Annotated in this window: 25 protein-coding genes; 14 read left to right on the top strand and 11 right to left on the bottom strand. The window is 31.3% G+C overall.

Annotated elements, in window-relative coordinates; translation table 11 throughout:
• Nucleotides 1–79 precede the first annotated feature (79 nt).
• The 3 genes from FH779_RS04450 (at nt 80) to FH779_RS04440 (ending at nt 2,948) form a co-directional block, all read left to right on the top strand.
• The gene (locus tag FH779_RS04450; RefSeq protein ID WP_180906208.1) at nt 80–799 is read left to right on the top strand and encodes a glycoside hydrolase family 25 protein; all 720 of its coding nucleotides are present in this window, start codon (nt 80–82) and stop codon (nt 797–799) included.
• Between the two features lie 138 nt (nt 800–937).
• Nucleotides 938–2,473, top strand: coding sequence for a glycine--tRNA ligase (locus FH779_RS04445; protein ID WP_135836741.1), 1,536 nt, complete (start codon nt 938–940; stop codon nt 2,471–2,473).
• Nucleotides 2,474–2,606: 133 nt separating this feature from the next.
• Nucleotides 2,607–2,948 carry a phage holin family protein gene (locus FH779_RS04440; RefSeq protein WP_180906207.1) on the top strand — a complete coding sequence of 114 codons (342 nt, stop codon included), beginning with the start codon at nt 2,607–2,609 and terminating at the stop codon, nt 2,946–2,948.
• 64 nt (nt 2,949–3,012) lie between these two features.
• Here the strand turns inward: FH779_RS04440 and FH779_RS04435 are convergent, their stop codons facing one another.
• Complete coding sequence (locus FH779_RS04435) at nt 3,013–3,762, bottom strand: polysaccharide deacetylase family protein (protein WP_180906206.1); 750 nt, start codon at nt 3,760–3,762, stop codon at nt 3,013–3,015.
• A gap of 40 nt (nt 3,763–3,802) precedes the next feature.
• A complete protein-coding gene (locus FH779_RS04430) occupies nt 3,803–4,822 on the bottom strand; it encodes a helix-turn-helix transcriptional regulator (protein WP_180906205.1) in 1,020 nt (339 codons plus the stop codon).
• 800 nt (nt 4,823–5,622) lie between these two features.
• Between FH779_RS04430 and FH779_RS04425 the strand changes: the two genes are divergently transcribed.
• From FH779_RS04425 to FH779_RS04410, 4 genes are read left to right on the top strand one after another with little or no spacing between them, the layout of a single operon-like run.
• Entirely contained in the window at nt 5,623–6,714 is a 1,092-nt protein-coding gene (locus FH779_RS04425) for a slipin family protein (protein ID WP_180906204.1), read from the top strand.
• Nucleotides 6,711–7,466, top strand: a complete 756-nt coding sequence (locus FH779_RS04420) for a nucleotidyltransferase domain-containing protein (protein ID WP_180906203.1) — start codon at nt 6,711–6,713, stop codon at nt 7,464–7,466. The genes FH779_RS04425 and FH779_RS04420 overlap by 4 nt, the downstream gene beginning before the upstream one ends.
• The gene (locus tag FH779_RS04415) at nt 7,463–8,530 is read left to right on the top strand and encodes a DNA polymerase beta superfamily protein (protein WP_180906202.1); all 1,068 of its coding nucleotides are present in this window, start codon (nt 7,463–7,465) and stop codon (nt 8,528–8,530) included. The genes FH779_RS04420 and FH779_RS04415 overlap by 4 nt, the downstream gene beginning before the upstream one ends.
• Nucleotides 8,517–9,962, top strand: a complete 1,446-nt coding sequence (locus FH779_RS04410) for an RtcB family protein (RefSeq protein ID WP_180906201.1) — start codon at nt 8,517–8,519, stop codon at nt 9,960–9,962. The genes FH779_RS04415 and FH779_RS04410 overlap by 14 nt, the downstream gene beginning before the upstream one ends.
• A gap of 43 nt (nt 9,963–10,005) precedes the next feature.
• Here FH779_RS04410 and hemF read toward each other — a convergent pair whose 3' ends face one another.
• Complete coding sequence (gene hemF / locus FH779_RS04405) at nt 10,006–10,908, bottom strand: oxygen-dependent coproporphyrinogen oxidase (protein WP_180906200.1); 903 nt, start codon at nt 10,906–10,908, stop codon at nt 10,006–10,008.
• 57 nt (nt 10,909–10,965) lie between these two features.
• Nucleotides 10,966–11,229 carry an SH3 domain-containing protein gene (locus FH779_RS04400; RefSeq protein WP_180906199.1) on the bottom strand — a complete coding sequence of 88 codons (264 nt, stop codon included), beginning with the start codon at nt 11,227–11,229 and terminating at the stop codon, nt 10,966–10,968.
• Nucleotides 11,230–11,681: 452 nt separating this feature from the next.
• On the opposite strand from FH779_RS04400, the gene FH779_RS04395 reads away from it, so the two are divergent.
• Nucleotides 11,682–12,635, top strand: a complete 954-nt coding sequence (locus FH779_RS04395) for an isopenicillin N synthase family dioxygenase (RefSeq protein ID WP_125349043.1) — start codon at nt 11,682–11,684, stop codon at nt 12,633–12,635.
• A gap of 60 nt (nt 12,636–12,695) precedes the next feature.
• Here the strand turns inward: FH779_RS04395 and FH779_RS04390 are convergent, their stop codons facing one another.
• From FH779_RS04390 to FH779_RS04380, 3 genes are all read right to left on the bottom strand, one after another.
• Nucleotides 12,696–13,142, bottom strand: coding sequence for a hypothetical protein (locus FH779_RS04390; protein ID WP_115001277.1), 447 nt, complete (start codon nt 13,140–13,142; stop codon nt 12,696–12,698).
• A gap of 117 nt (nt 13,143–13,259) precedes the next feature.
• Complete coding sequence (locus FH779_RS04385; protein WP_180906198.1) at nt 13,260–13,832, bottom strand: hypothetical protein; 573 nt, start codon at nt 13,830–13,832, stop codon at nt 13,260–13,262.
• A 463-nt stretch (nt 13,833–14,295) separates the two neighbouring features.
• On the bottom strand, nt 14,296–15,600 hold the full coding sequence (locus FH779_RS04380) for a M28 family metallopeptidase (RefSeq protein ID WP_180906197.1): 1,305 nt from the start codon (nt 15,598–15,600) through the stop codon (nt 14,296–14,298).
• Between the two features lie 192 nt (nt 15,601–15,792).
• On the opposite strand from FH779_RS04380, the gene FH779_RS04375 reads away from it, so the two are divergent.
• From FH779_RS04375 to FH779_RS04360, 4 genes are all read left to right on the top strand, one after another.
• Complete coding sequence (locus FH779_RS04375; RefSeq protein WP_180906196.1) at nt 15,793–16,971, top strand: thiolase family protein; 1,179 nt, start codon at nt 15,793–15,795, stop codon at nt 16,969–16,971.
• Between the two features lie 157 nt (nt 16,972–17,128).
• Nucleotides 17,129–18,082 carry an acetyl-CoA carboxylase carboxyltransferase subunit alpha gene (locus tag FH779_RS04370; RefSeq protein ID WP_038334644.1) on the top strand — a complete coding sequence of 318 codons (954 nt, stop codon included), beginning with the start codon at nt 17,129–17,131 and terminating at the stop codon, nt 18,080–18,082.
• A 99-nt stretch (nt 18,083–18,181) separates the two neighbouring features.
• The gene (gene dnaB, locus FH779_RS04365) at nt 18,182–19,741 is read left to right on the top strand and encodes a replicative DNA helicase (RefSeq protein WP_115001280.1); all 1,560 of its coding nucleotides are present in this window, start codon (nt 18,182–18,184) and stop codon (nt 19,739–19,741) included.
• 408 nt (nt 19,742–20,149) lie between these two features.
• The gene (locus FH779_RS04360; RefSeq protein WP_180906195.1) at nt 20,150–21,523 is read left to right on the top strand and encodes an NAD-dependent succinate-semialdehyde dehydrogenase; all 1,374 of its coding nucleotides are present in this window, start codon (nt 20,150–20,152) and stop codon (nt 21,521–21,523) included.
• A 56-nt stretch (nt 21,524–21,579) separates the two neighbouring features.
• On the opposite strand, the gene FH779_RS04355 is transcribed toward FH779_RS04360, so the two are convergent.
• The gene (locus FH779_RS04355; protein WP_180906194.1) at nt 21,580–21,978 is read right to left on the bottom strand and encodes a group III truncated hemoglobin; all 399 of its coding nucleotides are present in this window, start codon (nt 21,976–21,978) and stop codon (nt 21,580–21,582) included.
• Nucleotides 21,979–22,072: 94 nt separating this feature from the next.
• On the opposite strand from FH779_RS04355, the gene rbfA reads away from it, so the two are divergent.
• A complete protein-coding gene (rbfA, locus tag FH779_RS04350) occupies nt 22,073–22,432 on the top strand; it encodes a 30S ribosome-binding factor RbfA (protein ID WP_038334637.1) in 360 nt (119 codons plus the stop codon).
• The gene (locus FH779_RS04345; protein WP_125349036.1) at nt 22,432–23,616 is read left to right on the top strand and encodes an ABC transporter permease; all 1,185 of its coding nucleotides are present in this window, start codon (nt 22,432–22,434) and stop codon (nt 23,614–23,616) included. Before rbfA ends, FH779_RS04345 begins: the two co-directional genes overlap by 1 nt.
• Nucleotides 23,617–23,668: 52 nt before the next feature.
• Here FH779_RS04345 and FH779_RS04340 read toward each other — a convergent pair whose 3' ends face one another.
• Genes FH779_RS04340 through FH779_RS04330 form a run of 3 tightly spaced genes read right to left on the bottom strand, consistent with a single transcriptional unit; the run spans nt 23,669 to nt 26,648 of the window.
• Nucleotides 23,669–25,495: a BamA/TamA family outer membrane protein gene (locus tag FH779_RS04340; protein ID WP_180906193.1), complete on the bottom strand. Its 1,827-nt coding sequence runs from the start codon at nt 25,493–25,495 to the stop codon at nt 23,669–23,671.
• Nucleotides 25,496–25,503: 8 nt separating this feature from the next.
• Complete coding sequence (locus tag FH779_RS04335; RefSeq protein WP_180906192.1) at nt 25,504–26,061, bottom strand: C40 family peptidase; 558 nt, start codon at nt 26,059–26,061, stop codon at nt 25,504–25,506.
• Between the two features lie 44 nt (nt 26,062–26,105).
• Nucleotides 26,106–26,648, bottom strand: coding sequence for an RNA polymerase sigma factor (locus FH779_RS04330; protein WP_180906191.1), 543 nt, complete (start codon nt 26,646–26,648; stop codon nt 26,106–26,108).
• Nucleotides 26,649–26,654 lie beyond the last annotated feature (6 nt).

The raw sequence follows: 26,654 nt of genomic DNA, 5'->3' as shown, positions 1-26,654 counted from the left end.
TTTTTTTATGATTTAAAAGTATGTTTTTTTGATTGAAATATAAATGATTAATTTAGATAAAATATTTTATTATAATGGCATGCATTCAAGTAGAAAAAAATATATCAAACTTTTACCATTTACATTAATCTTATTAATTGGTATTTTATTTTATATAGGAATTTTGAGATTTAATTATCCATCATCTAAAAAATATCCTATACAAGGAATTGATGTTTCTAATCATCAAAATTTAATTGAATGGGAAAAAATAGACAAAACTAAAATTCATTTTGTATATATAAAAGCTACAGAAGGAGGAGATTTTAAAGATAAACGTTTCGATTATAATTGGAAAAACGCTAAAAAAAATCGTTTTTTTGTTGGCGCATATCATTTTTTTACTTTTTGCAAAACAGGTGAAGAGCAGGCTAATAATTTTATAGAAACAGTTCCTATTGAACAAAATAATTTGCCCCCTGTAATTGATTTGGAATATGGTGGAAATTGTAAACTTGTAAAATCGAAAAATGAATTGATTTCTGAAATCAAGATATTTGAAAATATTATTCATTCACATTACAACAAAAAGCCTATTCTTTATGTAACTGAAGAATTTTATAATGATTATTTAATAGGTCAATTTGAGGAAAATATGATATGGTTTAGGGATATATATAAAAAACCAACTATTAAGGATAATAGACATTGGGATTTTTGGCAATTTGCAAATAGAGCGCACATAAAAGGGATAAATACTTATGTTGATTTGAATGTTTTCAATGGAAACCAAGAAGATTTTAATAAATTAGTTGAATAATTATTTTTCTTACTAGCCTAACAATTTGAATTTATTTTTTTATCAAGTGATTAAAGCTTTATGATTTTATCAAAATATACCTCAATAGTCATCAAAAATCACTAAAATTGCACTTTAAATAAGAACACACAATTAATTATGTCAGAAGATATTTTCAAGAAAGTAGTTTCTCATGCGAAAGAATATGGTTTCATTTTTCAATCGAGTGAGATTTATGATGGATTATCAGCCGTTTACGATTATGGTCAAAACGGAGCTGAGCTAAAAAATAACATCAAACAATATTGGTGGAAAGCAATGGTACAAATGCACGAAAACATTGTCGGCATTGATTCTGCTATTTTTATGCACCCTACTACTTGGAAAGCTTCGGGCCATGTTGATGCGTTTAATGATCCTTTGATTGATAACAAAGATTCTAAAAAACGTTACCGTGCCGATGTTTTAATTGAAGATCATTGTGCAAAAATTGAAGGTAAAATCGAGAAAGAAGTTGCAAAAGCTGCAAAACGTTTCGGAGATGCTTTTGATAAAGATCAATTTGTTGCGACAAATCCTCGTGTTGTAGAATATCAAAATCAAATCAATACAATTTTAGCGCGCATGGGAAAATCTTTGGAAAACGAAGATTTAGATGATGTAAAAGCTTTGATTGAAGAATTAGAAATTGCTGATCCTGTAACTGGTTCTAAAAACTGGACAGAAGTTCGTCAATTCAACTTGATGTTCGGAACAAAATTAGGTGCAACAGCTGATCAGGCAATGGATTTATATTTGCGCCCAGAAACGGCTCAAGGTATTTTCTTAAATTACTTGAACGTACAAAAATCTGGACGTATGAAATTACCTTTCGGAATTGCTCAGATTGGTAAAGCTTTCCGTAATGAGATTGTTGCACGTCAATTTATTTTCCGTCAACGTGAGTTTGAACAAATGGAAATGCAATTTTTCGTAAAACCAGGAACTGAGTTAGATTGGTACGAAAAATGGAAAGAAACACGTTTACGTTGGCACCAAACATTAGGTTTAGGAAATGATAATTACCGTTTCCACGACCACGAAAAGTTAGCGCACTATGCAAATGCTGCTGCTGATATTGAGTTTAAATTCCCATTCGGATTCAAAGAATTAGAAGGAATTCACTCTCGTACAGATTTCGATTTGAAAGCTCACGAACAACATTCAGGTAAAAAAATTCAATATTTCGATAACGAAACAAACGAATCGTACACACCTTACGTGGTAGAAACTTCTGTAGGTTTGGATCGTATGTTCTTAGCAGTTTTCTCAAATTCATTGAAAGAAGAAGTTTTAGAAGATGGATCAGAACGTGTAGTATTGTCTTTACCAGCTGCATTAGCGCCAATTAAAGCGGCTGTTTTACCATTAGTTAAAAAAGATGGTTTACCTGAATTAGCGAAAGAAATTTTGAAAAAATTACGTTTAGATTACAACGTAATGTACGAAGAAAAAGATACAATCGGGAAACGCTATCGTCGTATGGATGCGATTGGAACTCCTTTCTGTATCACTGTTGACCATGATTCGTTAAACGACAATTCTGTTACTTTACGTTACCGTGATACAATGGAACAAAAACGTGTTAATATTGATGAGTTAGCTCAAATTATCGACAAAGAAGTGAACATGAAATATCTTTTTGAACAATTATAAAAAGAATATTTTCTCAATACAATAAGATCAAAGCTCAGAAATTTCTGAGCTTTTTTTATTTTTATTAAAATTTTTAACAATTTGGCAAAGCTTTTGATTTTAATTGGAAATATTAATCTAAAAAATACAAATTATGGGCTTTATTATTAATCTTCTGGTATCAGCATTAGTTGTTTTCGGACTTGCTAACATTTTACCTGGAGTATCTGTAAAAGGGTATGGTTCTGCAATTATCGTTGCAATTGTTATTGGACTTTTAAACGCTATTGTAAAACCAGTTTTAAACTTTATTAGTTTACCTGTAACAATCTTAACATTAGGATTATTTTCTTTTGTGATTACAGCAATTATTATCTTATTAGCAAGCGCAATTATGGGAGATAGTTTCCATGTTGACGGATTCTGGTACGCATTATTATTTGGTATTGTTTTAGCGGTTGTCAATTCTTTAGTTGGAGGAATGATGGGAGACTAATTTACACAAATTATTACATATAAAAAGCTGTCCAATTTGGACAGCTTTTGTATTTTATAAAGGTTTATTGAGGATAAAATTTTATTTGCTCAAAAATATAATTATAATGTTTTCTAAGAAGATCAACCAATTGTTTCAATTCGGACTCTTCCCATTTATTCTGAAACATTTCATCATGAATCAACACAACTATATTATTCTTTGTAAAGGTTTTATTCGATTCTAATTGATTAACAATTTGTTTATAAATCGCTTGAACAGATTGCACCGGCGTTCCATCTTTTGCATGATGAGCCCATTCCAAATCCCAGCCAATAACCTTATAACCCAACTTTGCTAAACCATCAGCCGTTTGCACTCCTGAAGCTCCATCATTCTTCGATTTCCCATCCAATCTCCACATGTTTCTTCCGGGTAAACGAACAATTTTATCTTGTAATTTTAAGGTCGATTGATTTTTCAAAATATCCGCAACCGACGTTTGCTCGTTACTATAAAACTTTTTGTACTGATCATTCGCATGTGTCCAACTGTGATTACATTCTTCGATATACGGGTTATCTTCGTAATATTTAAAATAATCCGTCATTGTTTTATTTTTCTCCACATGTTCTCCTACAAGAAAAACAGTCACTTTTAACTTCTCATTTTTGAAAACCTCATCAATATTTTCACTTCCATTCAAAGGTCCATCATCAAAAGTTAAATAGATGTATTTCTTCACAGAATTACTCGTTTTCTGCGCAAACAAACTTGTAGAAAAGCTTAATAAAAAAACACTCAAAAGTGTCATCAATTTTTTATTCCATATCATTTAAGGTAGTTTTTAATGAATTAAATGTATGAAAGAAATTCTATTTTTTATATTTTTCTAATGCTTTTTCTAATCGTGTTTTAATTCTTTTTTTCACTAATCTCGGCGCAAGAACTTCTATTTCTTCTCCAAATCCTAAAAGCTCTCGTTCCAACTCAAAATTATGTACAACTTCTATCGAAAATAAAGTTCCTTCATCCGTCACTTCCAATACTTTTTGCGTCGCATGAATTGGTTTTGTCACCACATAAGGCGCCAATTTTTTATTCACACGAAAAACAACACGTTGCTCTCTTTCTTTCACACTTTTCGTTACACCAATCGCATTGTTGTAATACGTATCAAAATTAATCTCTTGCTCATCCACAAAAGGTTCATTTGCCAACTCATAAAATTCAACTATTCTGTCCAAAGCCAACGTATACAAATTTTTATCTTTTCTCGATTTTGCCAATAAAAACCAACGATTACGATATTCTTTCAACAAATACGGATAATAAACTTGTTGTTTTGGCTCTTGATTTTTTGCCTTGAATGATTGATACGAAATCAACAAAGGTTGCTTCTTCACAATTGCTTGATACAACCGATTCAAATGCTCCAAACCTTTTAATAAAGGATTTTCCTCAAACTGAATATAATTTGGTTGTTGATGAGTTTGTTTGGATAAATTATTTTCGAGACGCGTAATAATCTCGTTCATATCATCAAAATAATTAAAACCATTCAATTGTTTCATCACCGAAATCACTTCTTTCATTTTGTCTAAATCAGCAGACGAAACAGGCGAATTATGAATCGAATAATCACGATCTTCGTATTCATAAAACTTTTTTTCTCGAACAACAATTGGCGCATTATAACCCAATTTATCACTGCGCATCACTTGTATATCGCCCTGAATTGTACGTTTCGAAACACCAGAAGTTATTCCTTCATATTCATACAATGCTTCCGAAACTTTTTCTATCAAATCTTCTAATGTCCATTTTCTAAAATGATTTTGAAGACATTTATCGATCGTTTGATAACGTATTAATGCAATTTTATTGGTTGCCATGGTTGATTTCTTTGTTCAATACTACAAATTTCAAATCAAAGTACGCAATCTATTTGCGTAGAAATTTTTATTTCAACTTTTATTCAAAATATTTTCAATACAAAACCCTCTATTCATAATAGTTTATAAATTATTTTGAAAAAATATTTTATTGCGCAATTCATTCGCACACTTCTACTCCAACTTTGTCAAAGGTTTAACAACCAAACGATTTTAATTGTTCCTTGACAAATGTTTCAGTATAGCATTGTAGTAGAAAATGTTTCATCACTTCTATTCTGAATAATTAAAATCCCAATGATGCACATGGGTTCGAATCCCATTTTCAACTGAGGTTGAAATAGCTGAGCGGTATAGCAATCATTAATGATGGGTCGTAGGTTCGATTCCTACTTTCAGGAAACTGAAATAACTCAGTTGGTAGAGTAATCATTAAAATCAGACTTTTAATCTGTTTTTATCGCCCGAAAGGGTACCATTGGAAACAAAAAAGCTAAAAAGTTTTCTTTTCGAATAGAGAGTTTATTTCATAGAAATGAATTGGAAATAAGATCAAAAACTTGTTTAAAACCTGAATTTGAAACTTTAGTTGATGATTGATTTAAAGTTTAAACTAAAATATCAAGTCAAAATGATTTGAAAGAAATGATTAAAACAAGAAATCAAAATAAGCTGCTCAAACTTCAAATTCCGTTTTGAAAAAGGAAAATGATTTAGCTTTTTTAATTAAAATTTTAAGAAAAAGATTCTTCGACAAAGGAGAAATATAAAATAGTAAAAACCTATAAAAAAATAATAAAATGAAAAAATTAGCAATTAACAACCAAGAAATTGGAATCTATATCAAAAACAACGAAATCGAAAAAGTTTACACAAAAGGAAACTATTGGATTTTATTCAATAAAAACATCGAAAAATTAAACATCAACGAAATAATTGATGAAAAATACCACACAATGTTTTTAGAAAATGAAACTTTGAAATCGATGGTAGATTTTATCGAAGTATTACACAATGAAGTGTTAATTATATGTAAAAACAATCAAATCTATAATTCATTTTACAATAAAAACGTGATGATTTGGAAAAATTCAACTCAATTAAAAGCTGTAAAATTTGAGTTGAATTCTACTGAAGAAATTAAAAATTTAACAAAAAGAGAAATTGATATTTTGAGAAAAGCTGGAGCTATTCGTATCATTTCTGTTGCGCCATATTTCGAAGGAATTTTATTCAAAGACAATGAATTTGATTCGGTTTTAAAAGCTGGTGAATACCAATTTTACAACAACGAAACAAAAATTTCGATGGTTTCTTTTGATATGCGTCCGCAAACAATTGAAATTTCGGGACAAGAAATTTTGACAAAAGATAAAGCGCAATTGCGAATCAATTTTATGGTAAATTATCAAATTACTGATTTGTTAAACGCTTATCAATCGAACAAAGATTTCGAAAAAATGATTTATCAAGCGATTCAATTAGGTTTGAGAGAATTTATTGGAAACATGAATTTTGATGATTTGATGTCGGATAAAAATTCGGTAACGAATTATATCATTCAAAAATATCAAGCTCAATTCCAAGAAATTGGTCTAAAATTGATTGACGCAGGTATGAAAGACATTATTCTTCCAGGAGAAATAAGAGAAATTATGAACCGCGTTTTGATTGCCGAAAAAACGGCTCAAGCCAATTCGATTACGCGTCGTGAGGAAACTGCTTCGACAAGAAGCTTGTTGAACACTGCGAAATTGATGGAAGAAAACGAAACGTTATGGAAATTGAAAGAAATGGAATACATCGAAAAAATTGCTGATAAAGTGGGAGAAATCTCAATTTCTGGCGGATCGAATGTGTTAAATGAACTAAAAACAATGTTTACGAAATGAAACCAATCATTATAAATAAATTAAAAGAAATAGAAGATAAATATAACGTCAAAATTCTTTTTGCTATAGAATCTGGGAGCCGCGCTTGGGGCTTCCCTTCTACTGACAGCGATTACGATGTTCGATTTATTTACAAACGAAAAATTGAAGATTATCTAAAAATTGACCCAATTGATGATTTTATTGATTTAGAAATTATAGATGAACTGGATTTTAAAGGTTGGGATATTCAAAAAGTTTTGCGCTTAATGTTGAAATCAAATTCGAGTATTAACGAATATTTACAATCTCCGATTCATTATATTTCTGATGAAATTTTCGAAAAAGAATTGTTCAATTTAGCTGCTTCACAATTCAATTCTCAAAAAGTTACCATGCATTATTTGGGAATTACAACAAAGCGATTGATTGAAATGGAACATCAAAACGAAATTAAACTCAAAAGTTTGTTTTATACTTTACGTTCGGTTCTTTCAGCGAAATGGATTGTAGAAAATAAAACAATTCCTCCGATGGAATTTGAAAAATTAAAACATTTAATCGGAGATAAAACAATCGAAAACCGAGTGGATAAATATCTTGAAATCAAAGCAAATGTTGATGAAAGTTTTAGAATTTCGAAAAATGATGAACTTTTCGATTGGTTAATTAATTTGAAAAATGAATTAAAAATCGAAACCGAAAAATTACCAAAAATTGAATTTGATAAAAACAAAATCAATGTATTTTTCATTAAAACCGTAACAAAATGAAACTAACAATAGAAGATCTAAAAAGTCAAAATTTAATTCTATTTGAATGTATAAGCGGAAGCAAAGCCTATAATTTGGCAACTAAAAATTCAGACACTGATATTCGTGGCATTTTTTATTTACCTAAAAATGAATTTTATGGTTTCGAATATCAAACGCAAGTGAGCAACGAAACCAATGATATTGTATATTATGAAATTGGTCGATTCATTGAATTATTATTGAAAAATAATCCGAGTTGTTTAGAAATCCTAGCAACTCCAGAAGAATTTGTTCTGTATAAATCGCCTTTGTTAGATGAATTAAATTATAAAGAGTTTATCACATCAGAAGTTGAGAAAACATTTGTTGGATACGCCTTGAGTCAAATCAAAAAAGCAAAAGGATTGAACAAGAAATTTCTAAATCCAATAGATGAAATCAGAAAAACCGTTCTTGATTTTTGTTATATTATTGATGATAACAAAACCATTTCTTTTGTTGATTGGATGAATTCAAATTCTTACAAACAAGCGTTTTGCGGACTAAGTAAAATCAATCATTCGAAAGATTTATTTGCGCTTTATTACAACGAAAAATCGAATTATAAAGGAATCGTAAAAGATAAAAATAATGATGATATTCGTTTGAGTGAAATTCCTAAAAATGAAAAACCAATTGCCTATTTCATTTTCCAAAAAGATGAATATTCCACTTATTGCAAGCAATACAAAGAATATTGGGATTGGATGAAATTGCGAAATGAAGATCGTTACACAACAAACATTGCGCATGAAAAAAATTACGATAGTAAAAATATGATGCACACGATTCGTTTGTTAAAAGTTGCGAAAGAATTAGTGGAAACAGGAAACCTAAATGTAAAACGAACAGAAGATCGTGACGAATTATTAGCGATAAAAAACGGAGATTTTTCTTATGAAGAAGTAATCGAAAAAGCTGAAAATTTACAACGAGAAATTGAAGAAAAATCTAAACTAAATTTTCTTCCAACCGAAATAAACTCTTCGAAAATGGAAGAATTTTTAATCAACCTTAGAACCAAATTATATGAAAACAACTGAACAACAAAATAAACCGATCAATGGAAACGATTTGATTGCCTTGGGTTATCCTGAAAACGAAATTTTAGGAATTGCCTTAAAAATCAACAAAAAAAGAAATGGTTACACAAAAGCCGAAATGCTTGATAAATATGCGCAAGTTTTTTCTTCGCCACAAGATTTTTTAGAAGATAAAATTTTCAAAACGCTTGCAAAAGGCTTTATCGATGGAATTCATTTACCAAATCAAGATGAAAACTTGATTGAATTGAATGAAAATCCAACCGATTTCAAAATTTATGGTGCGGAAAAAATTGAGGACGGCGCTTTAGAACAAATGAAAGTCGCCATGAAACTTCCTGTTACCGTTGCTGGCGCAATTATGCCTGATGCGCATCAAGGTTATGGATTACCAATTGGCGGAGTTTTAGCAACCAAAAATGCGATTATTCCTTATGGTGTCGGCGTTGATATTGGATGTAGAATGGCTTTATCGATTTATGATTTACCTGCTTCTCATTATTTTGAACATCACGATTCATTAAAAGAAACTTTGATCAAAAATACAAAATTTGGTGCAGGACATGGTTTTCATGGTCAATACAAAGCTGAACATCAGATTTTAGATGATGCAAAATTCGAGACGAATTCATTTATTCAAAATTTAAAAGATAAAGCGTGGTCGCAATTGGGTTCTTCTGGTGGAGGAAATCATTTTGTAGAATTTGGTTTGATTGATTTCAAGGAAGATGATGAAAAACTGAACATCAAAAAAGGTTCATATTTGGCTTTGCTAACGCACTCTGGATCGAGAGGTTTTGGCGCTACAATCGCTGGACATTATACAAAAATTGCAAAAGAAATTTGTAAACTTCCGTACAAAGCACAGAATTTGGCTTATTTAGATTTAGATTCAGCCGAAGGTCAAGAATATTGGATTGCGATGAATTTGGCGGGTGAATATGCTTCAGCTTGTCACGAAATTATTCATCAAAAAATTGCAAAATCAATTGGTGCTGAAGTTTTAGCGAAAGTAGAAAATCATCATAATTTTGCTTGGAAAGAAATTTACAATGGCGAAGAAGTCATTGTTCATCGAAAAGGTGCAACGCCAGCTTCTAAAGATATAATGGGAATTATTCCAGGTTCTATGACTGCGCCAGGATTTTTGGTTCGAGGAAAAGGTGAAGAAAATTCGATTCATTCTGCTTCGCATGGAGCTGGTCGACAAATGAGCCGAACACAAGCGATTAAATCATTATCTCAAAATAAGATAAACGATTATTTGAATTATTTTGGAATTACATTAATTGGTGGTGGAAAGGATGAAGCGCCAATGGCATATAAAGATATTCACGAAGTAATGGCTGCGCAACAAGATTTAGTAGATGTTGTGGCTACTTTTACACCTAAAATGGTCAGAATGGCCGATGACGGATCGAGAGAAGATTAAAAAAATGCCTGAACAATTGTTCAGGCATTTTATATATTATAGATTAAATCCAATCTTTTGGATGTTTCAAAACATCGACTAATTTATATTCTTCCGAACCTTCTTCTGGCTGATGATTATAATGCCATTGCACATGTTTTGGCAAACTCATCAAAATAGATTCAATTCGACCATTAGTTTTCAAACCAAACAAAGTTCCTCTATCATGAATTAAATTAAATTCCACATAACGACCTCGTCTAATTTCTTGCCATTCCTTTTGTTCAGCAGAAAATTCATCATTTTTATGTTTTTCAACAATCGGAATATACGCCTCCAAAAATGAGTTTCCTACTTCTGTTACGAAATCATACCATTGTTCAACTGTTTTTTCTGAAGTTGGTTTCAAGTAATCAAAGAACAAACCTCCTATTCCACGCGCTTCTTCTCGATGCGTATTCCAAAAATATTTATCACATTCTTCTTTATACTTCAAATAAAAAGCCGCATCATGCGCATCACAACTTTTTTTACAGATCGTATGCCAATGCATCACATCTTTTTCATCCAAATAATATGGCGTCAAATCTTGACCTCCTCCAAACCATTGATCGACAATATTTCCTTCTTTGTCATACATTTCGAAATACCTCCAATTCGCATGAGTCGTCGGAATATGTGGACTTGTTGGATGAATAACCAAACTCAATCCGCAAGCAAAAAATTTACCCGATGAAACATTCAACGCTTTTTGCATTGTTTCTGGTAATTCTCCATAAACTTTCGAGATATTAACGCCAGCTTTCTCAAAAACAGCTCCGTCTGTTAAAACACAAGAAAGACCTCCGCCGCCTTCTTCGCGTTCCCAATTATCTCGTAGAAATTTGGCTTTACCATCAACTTCTTCAAGTTTGGCAATAATTTTATTTTGTAAGTCTTGTATATATTGAAAAAATTGATCTTTCATCATAAATATTTTTGCAAATATAGAATGATTGATAACGATTCGAAAGAAGATTAATAATTAACTTCTCACAAATGCATATTGAAATGGAATTTTTATAGTGGTTTCTATATATTCTCCTTCATTATTCTTTGCTGGAATAATTTTATATTTACCTCCTTTAATTCTCTCATTTAACCTAAATAAAGACTTTTCTACAATATCTTTCGTGTCCTCACTTCCTTCAAAATCAGAAATAGAAATTATACCATTTTCATCAAAAATAAAATTGAATTTAGCTTTAAGAAGGTAATTCGTAATTAAGTTTCTCGACCTTAATTCCATGCTTACCATTTTATAAAAATCTTTTCTAAAATTTTGTTTAAAACATTTATTCAACTCCTCATTTCCCTTCTGTTCAACTTTTTTACAACTTAGATATATCAAAGGAGTTTTTATAGACTCTTGTGAAAACAACATTATGCTAATACAAACAAAAAATACAAATAAATATTTCTTCATATTCTTAAAATTAATTCATATTATTTAAAACAACTATTATTAATAACTATTTATAATGTAATTTTAATAAATTATATTTATCAAGATAGAAATTATCAAAACCTATGTTTAAAATCATATTTTACTTATAATTAATATTTTAAACAATTAGAACCATTTAAACGACTTAGTTTTGCATCAAACCAACAGTTGATTAAAAAAGTTATTAACAATATTATTCACAAAAGAAATCTTTCTATACCTTTGCTGAAGAAATTTTATAAAACAAAATATAAATGTCACAAAACGGAATTCCATCGGTTAATTTAGCAGACTTTTTATCTGATGATCCTGCAAGAAAACAAAAATTTGTCAACGAAATTGGTAAAGCATACGAAGAAATAGGATTCGTTGCTTTGAAAGGACATTTTTTATCTGACGAATTAGTTGAAAATTTATATAAAAGCGTTCGCGAATTTTACGCTTTACCTACAGAAACAAAACAAAGTTATGTAGTTGAAGGAATTGGTGGTCAACGCGGTTATACAGCTTTCGGTAACGAACATGCAAAAGGTAGAACTGTTGGTGACTTGAAAGAATTTTGGCATTTTGGACAGTATTTATCTGAAGAAGATAAAGCGAAATACAACTATCCAGAAAATGTTGATGTAAATGAAGTTCCAGGTTTTAACACTTATGGTGAAGAAACATACAAACAATTAGAAAAAACAGGAGTTTACGTTTTACGTGCTTTGGCTTTATTCTTAGGTTTAGACGAGTTTTACTTTGATGATAAAGTAAAAAACGGAAACTCTATTTTGAGAGCAATTCACTATCCTCCTATCACAGAAGAGCCTAAAGATGCAGTTCGTGCTGGTGCCCACGGTGATATTAACCTGATTACATTGTTAATGGGAGCGCAAGGTCGTGGATTACAAGTGCAACGTCACGATGGAACTTGGGTTGATGCTATTGCTGCTGACGACGAATTGGTGATTAATGTTGGTGATATGTTATCTCGTCACACAAACAACAGATTAAAATCAACAATTCACCAAGTGGTTAATCCAGAGAAAGAATTATGGGGAACATCTCGTTTTTCTATTCCATTCTTTATGCATCCAGTTTCTGAAATGGATTTATCTGTTTTAGAAGATTGTGTAACAGAAGAAAATCCAAAACAATTTGAAGATATTACAGCTGGAGATTTCTTGACTCAGCGTTTAAGAGAAATTGGTTTAATTAAATAAGCCATATTTAATCTATTATTTCATAAAAAAGAGAGTTGATTTTGTCAACTCTCTTTTCATTTACATGCCTCTTACATACATGTTGTAGTTAAAAATATCCAAACACAACAAAGTGTATTTATAATCATTTTTATTGATATTCACTTCCAAAACTGGATCCGAATTATAAAATCTAATTTTTAGATTATCATTCTTATCCAATAATAAATAAATAGAGGAAATCGTTGGACGAATATCATTCATCCAATTTTTTAAAGATTCTTTTGAATCTTTAATCAACTCAAATTTTTGAAAATATTCGTGAAAAAAATTCTCTAAACGTTGCACTTGTGTCAAACGATCCAATTCACGATATAAATCGATAAAAACGCATAATTTTTCGCGCTTTGGACAAACACATGGATATGGATGTTCTCCATTATAAAGCCATCTTTGCCACTTTTTACAAGACGTTTGTTCTATTGCTTTCTCAAATTCATCTTCGTATTTTAAAAGCCACCAATTCATACGGCAAATCCGTAAATTGCCTTTTGATAACTGCAAAAGCTCGTCTATATAAGCGCTAACGTTTAACATCAATTAAAAATTTGAGTCTTGCTAATTTACAACTTTTCTGATTGAATTTTAATGTTTTAATAATAATTTTTCAAATTTTAGAATCTTAAATTGCTCATCAAACAAAACGTTATAAAAGAACATTTTTTCCTTCATCGTTTTATTTTTCATTTGCACATTTCGAACTGGAATTAAGACGTTAAATTGAAATTCTCTATCCTTCTCAAAATGATTAACAGCCGCATAATAAATCAAATTGTACCACGAATCAATTGGTGCATAAATTCCATAAAAGTCAGGATATAGCGCATCTTCTTCATCTTTGTAAACATTGGCAATCGAATAATTATCAATCTCAAATTTCGAAACGCATTTATAGGTTGTTAATTTAGAACAAATTGAAGTGTCTTGTAGATATTTCGCCGAATCTAATTTCAGCCCAAATTCGTCCATTTTATAATCTTCAAACTTATTAATCGTAGGATCTACCACAATTTTTTTGTTCGGAAATTCTAAACTTTGTTTTTGGATATCTTGTAAAATAGTATCGTAAATTTTTGTTCGAATTTGATTTGGGTTAACATTTTGCGCATCAACAAATAACACAATATGTAAGGAAAAAACCAATAAAAAAAGTCTCATTTTGGCGTTTTGGTTTAAAATTTGTTTAAATTTATGAAGTCTTTACGATTCAAAAATCAAATTTAGTTGAAAAGATTTCAAATCTTATCATTTCATCATATTTTCGTAAACAAATAGTTAAAAAGGTGTTAAAGTACGCTTTCATACAATTACACTTTAACTATTATTGTTTATTTTTAATGGGTTAATATAAAGTTTAATATCCGACAACAAACGATTTATATAAATATTTTCTATATCTATTATAAATAAAATCTTTTACAATTTCTCCAAATAAGACATAAAAGTTAGACATTTGCAGTGTCAAATAATTTATTCATAGATAGTAAGACAAAGAGTAGCAACGAGTATAACGAAATTGATTTATGAAGTTTGAAATTACTCGCACTCTTTTTACTTTTTAGAGTTTTTTATAGTAGTTTAGGTTGGTTAGTAATCCGTTCACTTTGAACGGATTATTTTTTTATAGCTTATTTATAAAATCTTTCAACAAATTATATACTTTTTCGGAGTAACTCAAATCCAAACTTTCAGCTGTATCATTGGGATCATGATAAAATCCTTTTCCTCCTAATGTGTAAATAAAAAACGACGGAACTCCTTTTAGATAAAACGGGCAATGATCAGAATTACATGATTCTCCTCGAGTTTTAACTTCTTTTAGATATTTATTTGTTAGATTTAATTCAACTAATTTTTCAAATTGATTTTTAAAAACTTTACCATTCACAACCTGAATTCCCTGATCTCCAGCTCCCATAATATCTAGGTTTACAAGAAATTTGATTTGACTTAATGGAAAAAGTGGATGATTGACATAATAATCTGCACCTAAAATTCCCGCTTCTTCACCAGCAAAAGCCGTAAAAACCGTTCTGTAATTAGGTTGATGTTTCGAATAATACTTCATCAGTGTCATCATCATCGCTGTTCCGCTCGCATTATCACTCGCTCCAGGAAAAATAGTTTGTCCAACTTTCCCTAAATGATCATAATGAGCCGAAATCACAATTAAGCTATCATTATTTTTTCCGTCAATATAACCAATTATATTATTTGCCTCGAATGAATTATTCAATTCTGAATCAATAGAATAATCGTTTATTTTTAAATTTTTAGAATAAAATTTATCTGAAATAATAAATTCTGAAATCGAAGATTGTCGCTGACTAAGACTTGATGTTAATTTATCTGAAGTAAATCTAAAAATCGCCCGATTTTGATTCTCATCTTTCTCATAAATATTCGCCCATTGTTTGTAATATTTCTGAATAGAATCCACAGAAGTCACTAAAGGCGGCAAAATAATATGTTTCCCTTTTTGCAATTCATCATCTTTCACAATAAAATCTCTCGTTTTATCTTTCGATTGAAAAGATTCGATATAGGCTTTTGTGTCAAAAATATAAAAAGGTAAATTCGTTTTCGAAATTGATTTAGAACTTGGTTTTACAATAAAATCTATTCCATATTTCAATTCTTTTCCATTAATTTTCAGTTTTGCATCTTTAATAACATTAATCGGAAAAGTAAACATTTGATTATAATTACTAGAAAAAGATTTCAATTCATTTTTTTGAAATTCGTTTTGTAAATAAATTCCAGCATTTGTCATTCCATTTTCTACATAACCTCTACCAGCAAACGAATTTGACGTAAGTGAATCTAAAATTGTTTTAAAATATTTTTGATCAAAGGTTTGCGCATTTCCGATTGCAATTGCAAAACACGAAATCAAACCAAATAATATCATTTTTATCTTCAGCATTTTAATCATTTTATCATCCAAAAAATATTCTATTCTAAGATAATTATCATTTTAACAAAAAAAATCAATTATCTGTATTAAGTCAACAACAAATTTAAAAAATCTTTAAAAAGTAAATCAAATTAATACTACTATAAATTTTATATCTTGCATTATTAAGTTATCATAATAAAAACAACAAATCACAATTAAATGAAAGAAGTCGTAATCGTTTCAGCTGTTCGTACAGCAATGGGATCTTTTTTGGGAAGTTTATCTAACGTTCCAGCTACAGATTTAGGCGCAACAGCTATTAAAGGAGCTTTAGATAAAATCAACTTAGATGGATCTTTGGTTGATGAAGTATATATGGGAAATGTATTGCAAGCTGGTGAAGGACAAGCGCCTGCTAAGCAAGCAATGATAAAAGCAGGTTTACCAAATACGATTCCTGCAACAACGGTAAACAAAGTTTGTGCTTCTGGTATGAAAGCTGTGATGTTTGCTACGCAAGCAATTCGTTTGGGTGATGCAGATGTTGTAGTTGCTGGAGGAATGGAAAACATGTCAATGGTTCCTTTTTATTCGCCAAATGCAAGAACTGGAAATAAATACGGAAATACGGTTTTGTTAGATGGAATTGTGAACGATGGTTTGCAAGATTACTACAGCAAAGAAATGATGGGACTTTTTGGAGATACTTGTGCAACTGAGTTCAATATTTCTCGTGAAGAACAAGATGAATTTGCAATCAATTCTTACAAAAAATCTGCTGCAGCTTGGGCTGCTGGAAAATTTAACAACGAAGTTGTTCCTGTAGAAATTCCTCAACGCAAAGGAGAACCAGTTATTTTTAAAGAAGATGAAGAATATAAAAATGTAAACTTTGATAAAGTTCCAGGTTTACGTGCAGTTTTCTCTAAAGACGGAACTGTAACTGCTGCAAATGCATCTACAATCAATGATGGAGCTTCTGCTTTAGTATTAATGTCTTTGGATAAAGCAAACGAATTAGGATTAAAACCTCTTGCAAAAGTTATTGCTTATGCTGATGCTTCTCAAGAACCTTCAAAATTTACAACTGCGCCAGCTAAAGCGGTTGAAAAATTATTGAAAAAAGCAAATATGAAAGCTACTGATGTTGATTTCTGGGAATTTAACGAAGCTTTTTCAGTTGTTGGAATTGCAAATACTAAATTATTAAATCTTGATGCTTCTAAAGTTAATGTAAATGGTGGTGCGGTTTCTATCGGTCATCCACTTGGAAATTCCGGATCAAGAATTTTGGTTACATTATTAAGCGTTTTAGAGCAAAACGGAGGAAAAATTGGAGGTGCAGCTATCTGTAATGGCGGCGGTGGAGCTTCTGCAATGATTATCGAAAAAATTTAATTTTAGATCAAATACACGATGAAAGCGTCTAATCTGTAGACGCTTTTTTATCTTTTGAAATTAAAATACTTGTAAAAAATCTGAAAAACATTCGACATTTATTATAATTGGCTTAAAAACCTTTTCTATATTTGTTGGATTGAACAAACACTTTTGTATGGAATATTTAGAATTTGAACAACCTATCAAAGATTTAGAAGAACAGTTACAAAGCTGTCAAATCGTCGGCGAAGGAAGCGGTGTTAACATCAAACAGGCTTGCGTTGAAATTGAAATTGCAATTGAAAATAAAAAGAAGGAAATCTATGGGAATTTAACACCATGGCAACGTGTACAATTGTCTCGTCATCCTTCTCGCCCTTATACTTTAGACTACGCTTACGCGATTACAGATAACACGTTTATCGAGATTCACGGAGATAGAACTTTTGCTGACGACAAAGCAATGGTTGGTGGTATGGGAAAAATCAATGGTCAAACTTTTATGATTATTGGTCAACAAAAAGGGAAAAATACCAAAGAAAGACAATATCGTCGTTTCGGAATGTCTAATCCAGATGGTTACCGCAAAGCTTTACGATTGATGAAGTTAGCAGAAAAGTTTAATATTCCTGTCTTGACTTTAGTTGACACTCCTGGTGCATATCCTGGTTTAGAAGCTGAAGAAAGAGGTCAAGGTGAAGCTATCGCTAAAAACATCTACGAAATGTTGAAACTTACAGTTCCTATCATTACAATTGTAATTGGTGAAGGAGCTTCAGGTGGAGCATTAGGAATTGGAGTTGGAAACAAAGTTTTCATGTTAGAAAACACTTGGTATTCTGTAATTTCACCAGAAAACTGTTCTACAATTTTATGGAGAAGTTGGGATTACAAAGAGCAAGCTGCTTCGCAAATGAAATTAACTGGTCCTGATATGTTAGAATTAGGATTAATTGAAGATATCATTCAAGAACCGCTTGGTGGAGCACACTACAAACCAGAAGTTGCGTACACAAACTTGAAAAATAAAGTTTTAGACACTTACAACGAATTGAAAAAACTTTCTCCAAAAGAATTACAACAACAACGTCAAGAACGTTACATCAAATTCGGAGAATTTTCAGGATAAAATATTGTTTTACAATAATACTTATTGTAGAATATACAATTTTAAAACGAGATATAAAATTAGTTATATCTCGTTTTTTTATTTAATTTTGAAACTCTTATGGAACAAGCAAATTATAATCCCGAAATACCAGCTAACAAGCACAATGTCATTGGTTTAGAGAAAGGTAAACTTCCTCCACAAGCTGTTGATTTAGAGCAAGCTGTACTTGGTGCGATGATGATTGATAAAAAAGGGTTGGATGAAGTCATTGACATTCTTACACCGCAAGTTTTTTATCGTCCAGAGCATCAAGCGATTTATGCTGTCATTCAAAAATTATTTAACGATTCAGAACCTATTGATTTATTAACGGTTTCGAATGAGTTGAAAAGTGAAGGCAAATTAGATCGTGTTGGAGGTGATTATTATTTGATTCAATTAACGCAAAAAGTTTCTTCTTCTGCACACGTGGAGTATTATGCTCGTGTCATTCAAGAAAAATATATTCTTCGTCGTTTAATTGAAATTTCGAATCAAGTCATTGAAAAATCATACGATGATACTGCCGATGTATTTGATTTACTGGATTATTCTGAATCGAAATTATTCGAAATTACAGAAGGTGGAATCAAGCGTAGTTATTCGGAAGCAAGAGATTTAGTTACAGAAGCGATTGACAAAATTAAAGCCCAATCTACCAAAGAAGGAATGTCTGGTTTATCTTCTGGATTTACAGAAATTGATAAAATTACTTCGGGTTGGCAAGAATCGGATTTGATTATCTTAGCCGCTCGTCCTGGTATGGGGAAAACCGCTTTTATCCTTTCGATGGCGAAAAATATGACGGTGGACAAAAATATTCCAGTTGCTGTTTTTTCATTAGAGATGTCTTCTGTTCAGTTGATTACACGTATGATTTCAGGTGAAACTGGAATTTCGGGTGAAAAATTGCGTAAAGCAAAATTAGCCGATCACGAATGGAAACAATTATATACAAAAGTAAAAGGTCTTGAAAATGCTCCTTTATATATTGACGACACCCCTGCCCTTTCGATTTTCGATTTAAGAGCAAAAGCACGTCGTTTGGTTTCTCAACATGGTGTAAAAATGATTTTGATTGACTACTTGCAGTTGATGACTGCTGGTGGAAAAGCAAATGGAAACCGTGAGCAAGAGATTTCGATGATTTCGCGTTCCTTAAAAGCGATTGCGAAAGAATTAAGTATTCCTGTTATTGCACTTTCGCAGTTGTCTCGTTCGGTAGAAACTCGTGGAGGGAGTAAACGCCCTTTACTTTCGGATTTACGTGAATCTGGAGCGATTGAGCAAGATGCCGATATCGTTTCTTTTATTTATCGTCCCGAATATTATAAATTGGAATATTGGGATGATGAAAGTGAACCTTGTGCTGGGCAAGCTGAGTTTATCATTGCAAAACACCGTAATGGTGCGTTAGAAAATGTACGTTTACGATTCATTAATGAACAAGCTAAATTTACCGATTTAGAAACTTCATTTGGTGGAGATTTCGAAATTCAAAGTTCGATGAATGATGGTTCTCAAGAAATGGGAAGTGCAATGAATTTATCTGCTATTGATCCTTCTGATGCTTTTGGAGATTTTGGCGGAGAATTCACAAGTTCAATGAACAACGACGACGATAATTTACCGTTTTAGAAAATAATTTTCATTAATAAATATTATCTCAAGCTGAATTTATTTCAGCTTGAGATCATTATATTTTTTTATAATAGATAATTTAACGATAATCAACAAACTAGATGTAGAAATCGTTATTTTTTAAATTTATTTTATTAATTATATATGTGATTCTGAAACGAGTTCAGAATGGTTTCTGCTACAATTAATTGTTTTATCAAATTTGTCAAGGAATCTAAAACCTTAAGCATTTCGAAAATAGAAATTTCTTAATTCAGCAAACAATCATCTAGCTCAAATTAATATAAAAACTAAACAATCAACTACATTTAGTTTTATTCAACAAACTATCAGTTTTATTTATCCTAAAAGTTTTGTTAGGAACGAGAATTGCTACAACTTTGTATACATTAAATAAAGAGTGAAATGGCAAGTTCAATCAGAACATTAAATCCTGCTACAGGTAAAATAGAAAAAGAATTTCAAGCCTACACAAGCGAAGAAATCAATCAATATATAGACGACGCAAACGAATTATATCAAACATGGCGATTCGAATCTTTCGAAGAAAGAAAAGCTGTAATGAAACGTGTCGCAAACGAAATGCGCAAGCAAAAAACTCGATTAGCTGCTTTGATTACAACAGAAATGGGAAAACCATTGTATGAGAGCGAAATCGAGATTGATTACAGTGCAAATATTATCGAATATTACGCTGATAATGCAGAAGAATTCTTAGCAAATGTTCCTTTACAAACAGAAAAAGGTGACGCTTATGTGGTTTCAGAACCAATTGGTGTGTTGTTAGGTGTTATGCCTTGGAATTTTCCTTTTTCTCAAATTGCGCGTTTTGCTGGACCTCACATTATGGCTGGTAACACAGTTGTTTTGAAAACGGCTTCTAATATTCCGCAATGTGGAATCGCTTTCGAAGAAATGTTTACAGCTGCTGGCGCTCCAAAAGGTTTGTATAAAAACTTGTTGATGTCAGGAAAAGACACAGATACAATTATCAATAATCCAAAAATTGTTGGTGTTTCTTTAACTGGTTCCGAAGCCGCTGGTGCAGAGGTTGCAAGTATCGCTGGTAAAAATGTAAAACCTTCGGTTTTAGAACTTGGTGGTTCTGATCCAATGATTGTTTTGAATGATGCGGATATCGAAAAAGTGATGAACGGAACAATTAATGGTCGTTTACGTAATGCTGGACAAGCGTGTACTTCTTCGAAACGTATTATTGTACAAGAAGGTATTTACGACGAATATTTGAAAAAAATTACGGATTATGTAAACGGAATGAAAGTTGGTGATCCTACACAGACAGATACCAACATGGGACCTGTAAGTTCGGAAAGTGCATTAGAAAAATTATTGGATCAAATTAATGATTCAGCTAATAAAGGAGCAACAATTGTTTCAGGAGGAAAACGTATTAATCGTGATGGTTTCTTTTTACAACCAACAATTTTGACAGATTTAAAACCTGGAATGAAGGCTTATGACGAAGAAGTTTTTGGACCTGTGGTTTGTATTTGGAAAGTGAAAGATGTAGAAGAAGCAATCAAAATTGCGAATGACACGCCTTATGGATTAGGTGCTTCTATTTACACAGAAGATGTTCCGAATGCGGAGAAAATCGCTCGTAGAATAGATTCGGGAATGGTTTACGTAAACAAACAAGTTTCATCAAGCCCAGATTTACCTTTCGGAGGTGTTAAACATTCAGGTTACGGACGAGAGCTTTCTAAAGCTGGAATTATGGAATTTATCAATAAAAAATTAATCATGATTGCGAAATAATTTTTCAATCATATCTTAATAATAAAAAAATGCAACTTTTATGAAGTTGCATTTTTTTATTGAATAAATCCTTGTTTTTGTTCCATTTGGTCAATTTTGAAAAGAATTAAATCACGCATAATTTTTGCTCGATTTTTTGCTTCATTTGCTATTTCTCCTTCAAAATTTTCGTCAATTATTCCGTACCATAATTCAATCCAACGCTCGAAATGGTGTGGTTTTAATTTCTCCTTTTGACTCAAAACCAAATGTGTTCGCATTGGCCAGCCTTCAAAAGTTGCTTTTCCTAACAAAACAGTTTCCCAAAACTGAATCATATGTGGCAAATGTTCGTCCCAATTTACCTTTGCAACTTCCGAAAAAAAGTAACCAATTACGTCATCTTTTTGCACTTTATCATAAAACGTATTTACCAATAAAGCAACATCTTCTGAAGTTTCGATATCTTTTTTCATTAAAACAAATTTACAAAGAACTTAATTCAATTCATCAATGTTTTTAATCACGAAAAAATGCAGTAATTTTACGGTCTCATAAAAATGAATAGAATTGGATAGCAATAGACAACAAAAAGTAAGTAAATTATTTCAAGAAGAATTAGCAGAAGCTTTTAGAAAATGGGCTGTAAAGGAATTCCCTGGAAATTTGATTAGTGTTACAGAAGTAAAAGTAACACCAGATTTGAGCGTTTCTAAAATCTATGTAAGTATTTTTCCAAGTACTCAAAAAGACGAAATTTTTAAAGAAATTAGAGTTAATACACCATTATTTAGAGGAATTTTATCAAAAAGTGCTTCTAAACAAATGCGTATTACACCAGAATTAATTTTCATTTTAGATAATTCGTTAGACGAAATGGATAAAATCGACAAAGCGCTAAGAGGAGAAGGAAATAATCCAATCTTATAATGAGAAACATTTCACTTTACATTGCGAAACGCTACATTTTTTCGAAAACGAATACAAACGCTGTAAACATTATTACATCGATTGCTGTTGGTGCTATTTTGGTAGCTACAGCGGCTTTGTTTATTATTTTATCCGTTTTTTCGGGATTAGAAAAAATGAATTTAAAGTATTATAGCAATGTAAATCCTGAAATTAAAATTTCTCCTTCGAAAGGAAAAGTATTAGATAGTTTAACTTTTGTTGTGGATCAATTAAAGCAACAAAAAGACGTCAAAGCTTTTTCTAAAATCATCGAAGAAAAAGTCTACATCGATTACAAAGGAAAGCAAGATATTGCCTATTTGAAAGGTGTTGACGAAAACTTTACCAAAGTTACGCGTTTAGATACGGTGATTTATGGTGGACAATATTTAGATTTTAATCGCGATGATAATTTTATTGTTTCGAATGGAATTGCAGAGCGTTTACAACTTTATATCGATCCGATAACGCCAGCAGATTTGATGATGCCAAAAGCTGGAACAGGTTTAATAAAACAAGAAAGCGATGCTTTTACTCGCAAAGATGCATATAGCGTTGGCGTGTTTATTTTGAACGAACAATACGACAAACACGTCTTTACAACTTTAGGTTTGGCGCAAGAATTATTGTTGTTAAACGAAAATCAGTGTTATTCGATTGAAGTAAAAACGACTGGAAAAAAATCGTTTAACGAAGTGAAAATTCAACTTCAAAAAGCATTGGGTTCTCATTATAAAATCGAAACCAGACAAGATTTAGATTCAGCTTTCTTGAAAGTAATGAATATGGAAAATTTAATCAGTTATTTGATTTTCACGTTAGTCATTATTATTGCATGTTTCAATTTGGCAGGAACAATTATTATCTTGATTTTGGATAAAAAGAAAGAAATTCAGACGATGTATAGTTTTGGATTATCACGAAAAAACATTCGTAATATTTTCTTCCAAACTGGTTTTATTATCACCTTTATTGCGATGACAACAGGTTTATTAATCGCCTCTGTTATTGGATTATTACAAATAGATTTTGGTTTGGTTATGGCTTCGCCAACTGTTCCGTTTCCATTTATCTTTTCTGTCGAAAACTTTGTTGCAGTTATAGTGACTGTTTTAGGTCTGGGAAGCTTGGTTTCTTGGATCGTTTCCAGACAAGTGAAATAAAAATATAAGACATAAAAAAAGCTTGAAGAAATCTTCAAGCTTTTTTTATGTCTTAATCCCACCTATTCCAACGAATATAATTTGGTTTTGAGAAGTCGAAATCCATCATTTGATAATCTCTATTATCAATCAAATTTGTCTTGATTAGATTATCACCTTGTCCAGGAATTGAAGGATAATACGACAATGAAAACCTGATATTATTAAACACAAAATAATCATTTGTCAACATCACCCCCAAACTAAAACGCGAATAAATTGGGTTATTATTCAGTATAAATTTTTTGTTATCTCCAATTGCCGCAACCATCGCATTGAAAAATGGCGAAATACGAAATCCTAAAAACTCGTAAGGTGTATAGGATTGCAATTGATACTCGAACATTAATTTCTGTTGACCTGTTAATCCTCTATCCGATTTGAAACCTGCCATTCCCAAATAATCATGTTCATGAAGCGAAAGTTGATCTGCAGGAGAATCTAAACGATCATGTCCCAAAAGATAATTAGTTTTCATGAAGTTTCTGAACTTCCATTTTCCCCAACTTATCAATTTTGCCATATATTGTAATTCTACTGATAGCGTTTTTTGTTCAAATTTTCCTTTATTAAAAAATCCTCCAAACTCTACTCCAAATCCCCAAAAACCAGTATTTAAGAAACCTCCAGCAGAAGCTTTTCCGCCAAGATAATAACGATCAGTTTGGCGAATATTTTGAATACCTCCTATAATTCCCAATGATTTTCCTATCGCAATATCTTCTTCAATATCATAATTGAAAATATATTTTGTTTTGATATATCGTTTCGAAGAAATTCCTATCCCTACTAAATAATTCGTTTGGTCAGAAAAAAAGTTCACAGGATCGTTTTCCGGAGTTGGTGTTTCGGTATAAGATCGATCATAAAATCTCCCTGAGACAATAAAATTGGTAATATTTTCTGAATGACCATCATCAATTCTAAACGCTCTTGCCAACCAATAATCTTGGTAATTATATTTGAAATGATTATCAACCAAAATAGGTTTTTCGAAGTCTAATGAATCTTTAAAATACACTTGTCCAACTGAAACTCCACCCGCATAATGCGCTAATGGCGAATAAAAAGGTCGTACAAAACTGATTGATTTTGTATAATGATTGTCTTCATTTTTGAAATAACGTACATTCCCAATAATTCGAGTTTGAGCAATATTTGGAACCGTATAATTAAATTGATATAACGAATTTCCTGTTTTGTAATTGTGACGATAACGATTATCAAACACATGTCCTAAACCTAAAAAATTTCGCTCTCTAACGCGAATCCCAGCTTTCGAACTCGAAACCGAACCTGTAATAAACATACTCCAAGAATCAATTGAATTAACATACAAATCAACCGAATCATTTCCCACAGCTTCTTCCTTAATCTCTACTCGACGAATAGAACGATTGGTACGAATCAAACGCTCGGATTCCGCTGCCTTAACAGAATCATATCTATCTCCAGGCTTTAACAACATATTTTGGCGCAACACAAATTTTTTGGATTTTCCATGCAATGTATTTCCAGCTCTTTCAATCCATCTTGTCGGTTTTTTTGTCGTATCCTGCAAAGAATATCCAAACGGATCTTGTGTTTTGTAGTAAATATTTCGAATGATTTTACCTTGATATTTTCCATCATCCACATCATTATTGGGCTGAATAGGAAAACTCGTTGGTTTTTTCTTAAATAATAATTTTTGATAAAATTTTCTAAACTTAGAATGATTTTTATTCTCAATTCTAACAGTATCAATTTTTACACTATCTTCTTGAGCATTAACAACTATGGATAAACTAAAAAATAGTAATCCTAGAAAAGTTAATAATATAGTTCTTTTTTTAAGCACACGTCAAGTTATAAAAGTCTAACCGCTTTTACAAATCTAGTTTTCCAATAATTTTCGTCAAGGGAAGAAATGATAACACCTTTTGAAGTAGATGAATGCACAAAACTGATTGAACCATCATGATTAATACTTTCTACAATACCTACATGAGAAATTGAATTCCCCGAAGTATTAAAAAATATCAAATCTCCAATCTTTACATTTTCAATCGTAATTTCTTTTCCATATTCTGCCTGATCACTCGAACGACGAGGCAATTCTAAATTCATTTCCTTGAAACTTATATATACCAATCCCGAACAATCGAAGCCTGTTTTCGTAATTCCGCCATATTTATAAGGTGTTCCTAAGTAAGATTTTGCCGTTTTTAGAATTCTATTTACATCACGAGGCGCACTATCATCAGCATTTTTAGAACGAAAAACCTCTGTAGATTCTGTTTTTTTGGTCGAAGTATACACTTTTTTAGAACCAGTTTTTTTATACGAAGTTACTTTGCTACTTCCACAAGACGTCAAAAATAAACTTGCGATAATAATTGTTGTAAGGTATATGTGCTTCTTCATTTTCGGTTCGGTTTTCTTCAACAAATTTTCAACGAATAAATTTACTAAATATTATCTTGCATCACCTCTGTTAACAATTGTTTGGCTCTTAAAAGTCGAACTTTAACATTTGGCAAGGTTAAATTGAGTTCTTCAGCAATCTCTTTATATGTTTTATCTTCGATATAACGCAGTTCGATAATTTTTTGATAAGGTTCTCTCAATTTTGCAATAGCCTTTATTAGCGTGTCATTATCTTGTTTTAAAATCAAATGCTCTTCTGGTGAGGGATGATCTTCTAAAATTTCTAAAAATTTTGTTTCATCATCAAGAGAAATATTCAGTTTTGGAGATTTTCTGATATGATCAATCATCGTATTATGTGCGATAGAAATCACCCAAGTTGTAAAGTCAAAATCTTCGTTATATAATTTTAATTTTGTAAAAACCTTTGTAAACGTTTCGATAGCGATGTCTTCGGCTTCTTCTTCGTTTCTGATTTTAGAAAAAACATAATGATAAACTTTGTTCCACAAAACCTCTATCACTGCGTTCTGAGCATTTCGTTTCCCTTTTTTAGCTTCTAAAATTATGTTTTCTAATGTCATTTACTA

Origin of the sequence: Empedobacter falsenii, assembly GCF_013488205.1 — a bacterium.
In the GTDB taxonomy this organism is placed as follows: Bacteria; Bacteroidota; Bacteroidia; order Flavobacteriales; family Weeksellaceae; genus Empedobacter; species Empedobacter falsenii_C.
The sequence above is the reverse complement of the archived record's forward strand: the minus strand, read 5'-3'. Positions and strand labels throughout refer to the sequence as shown.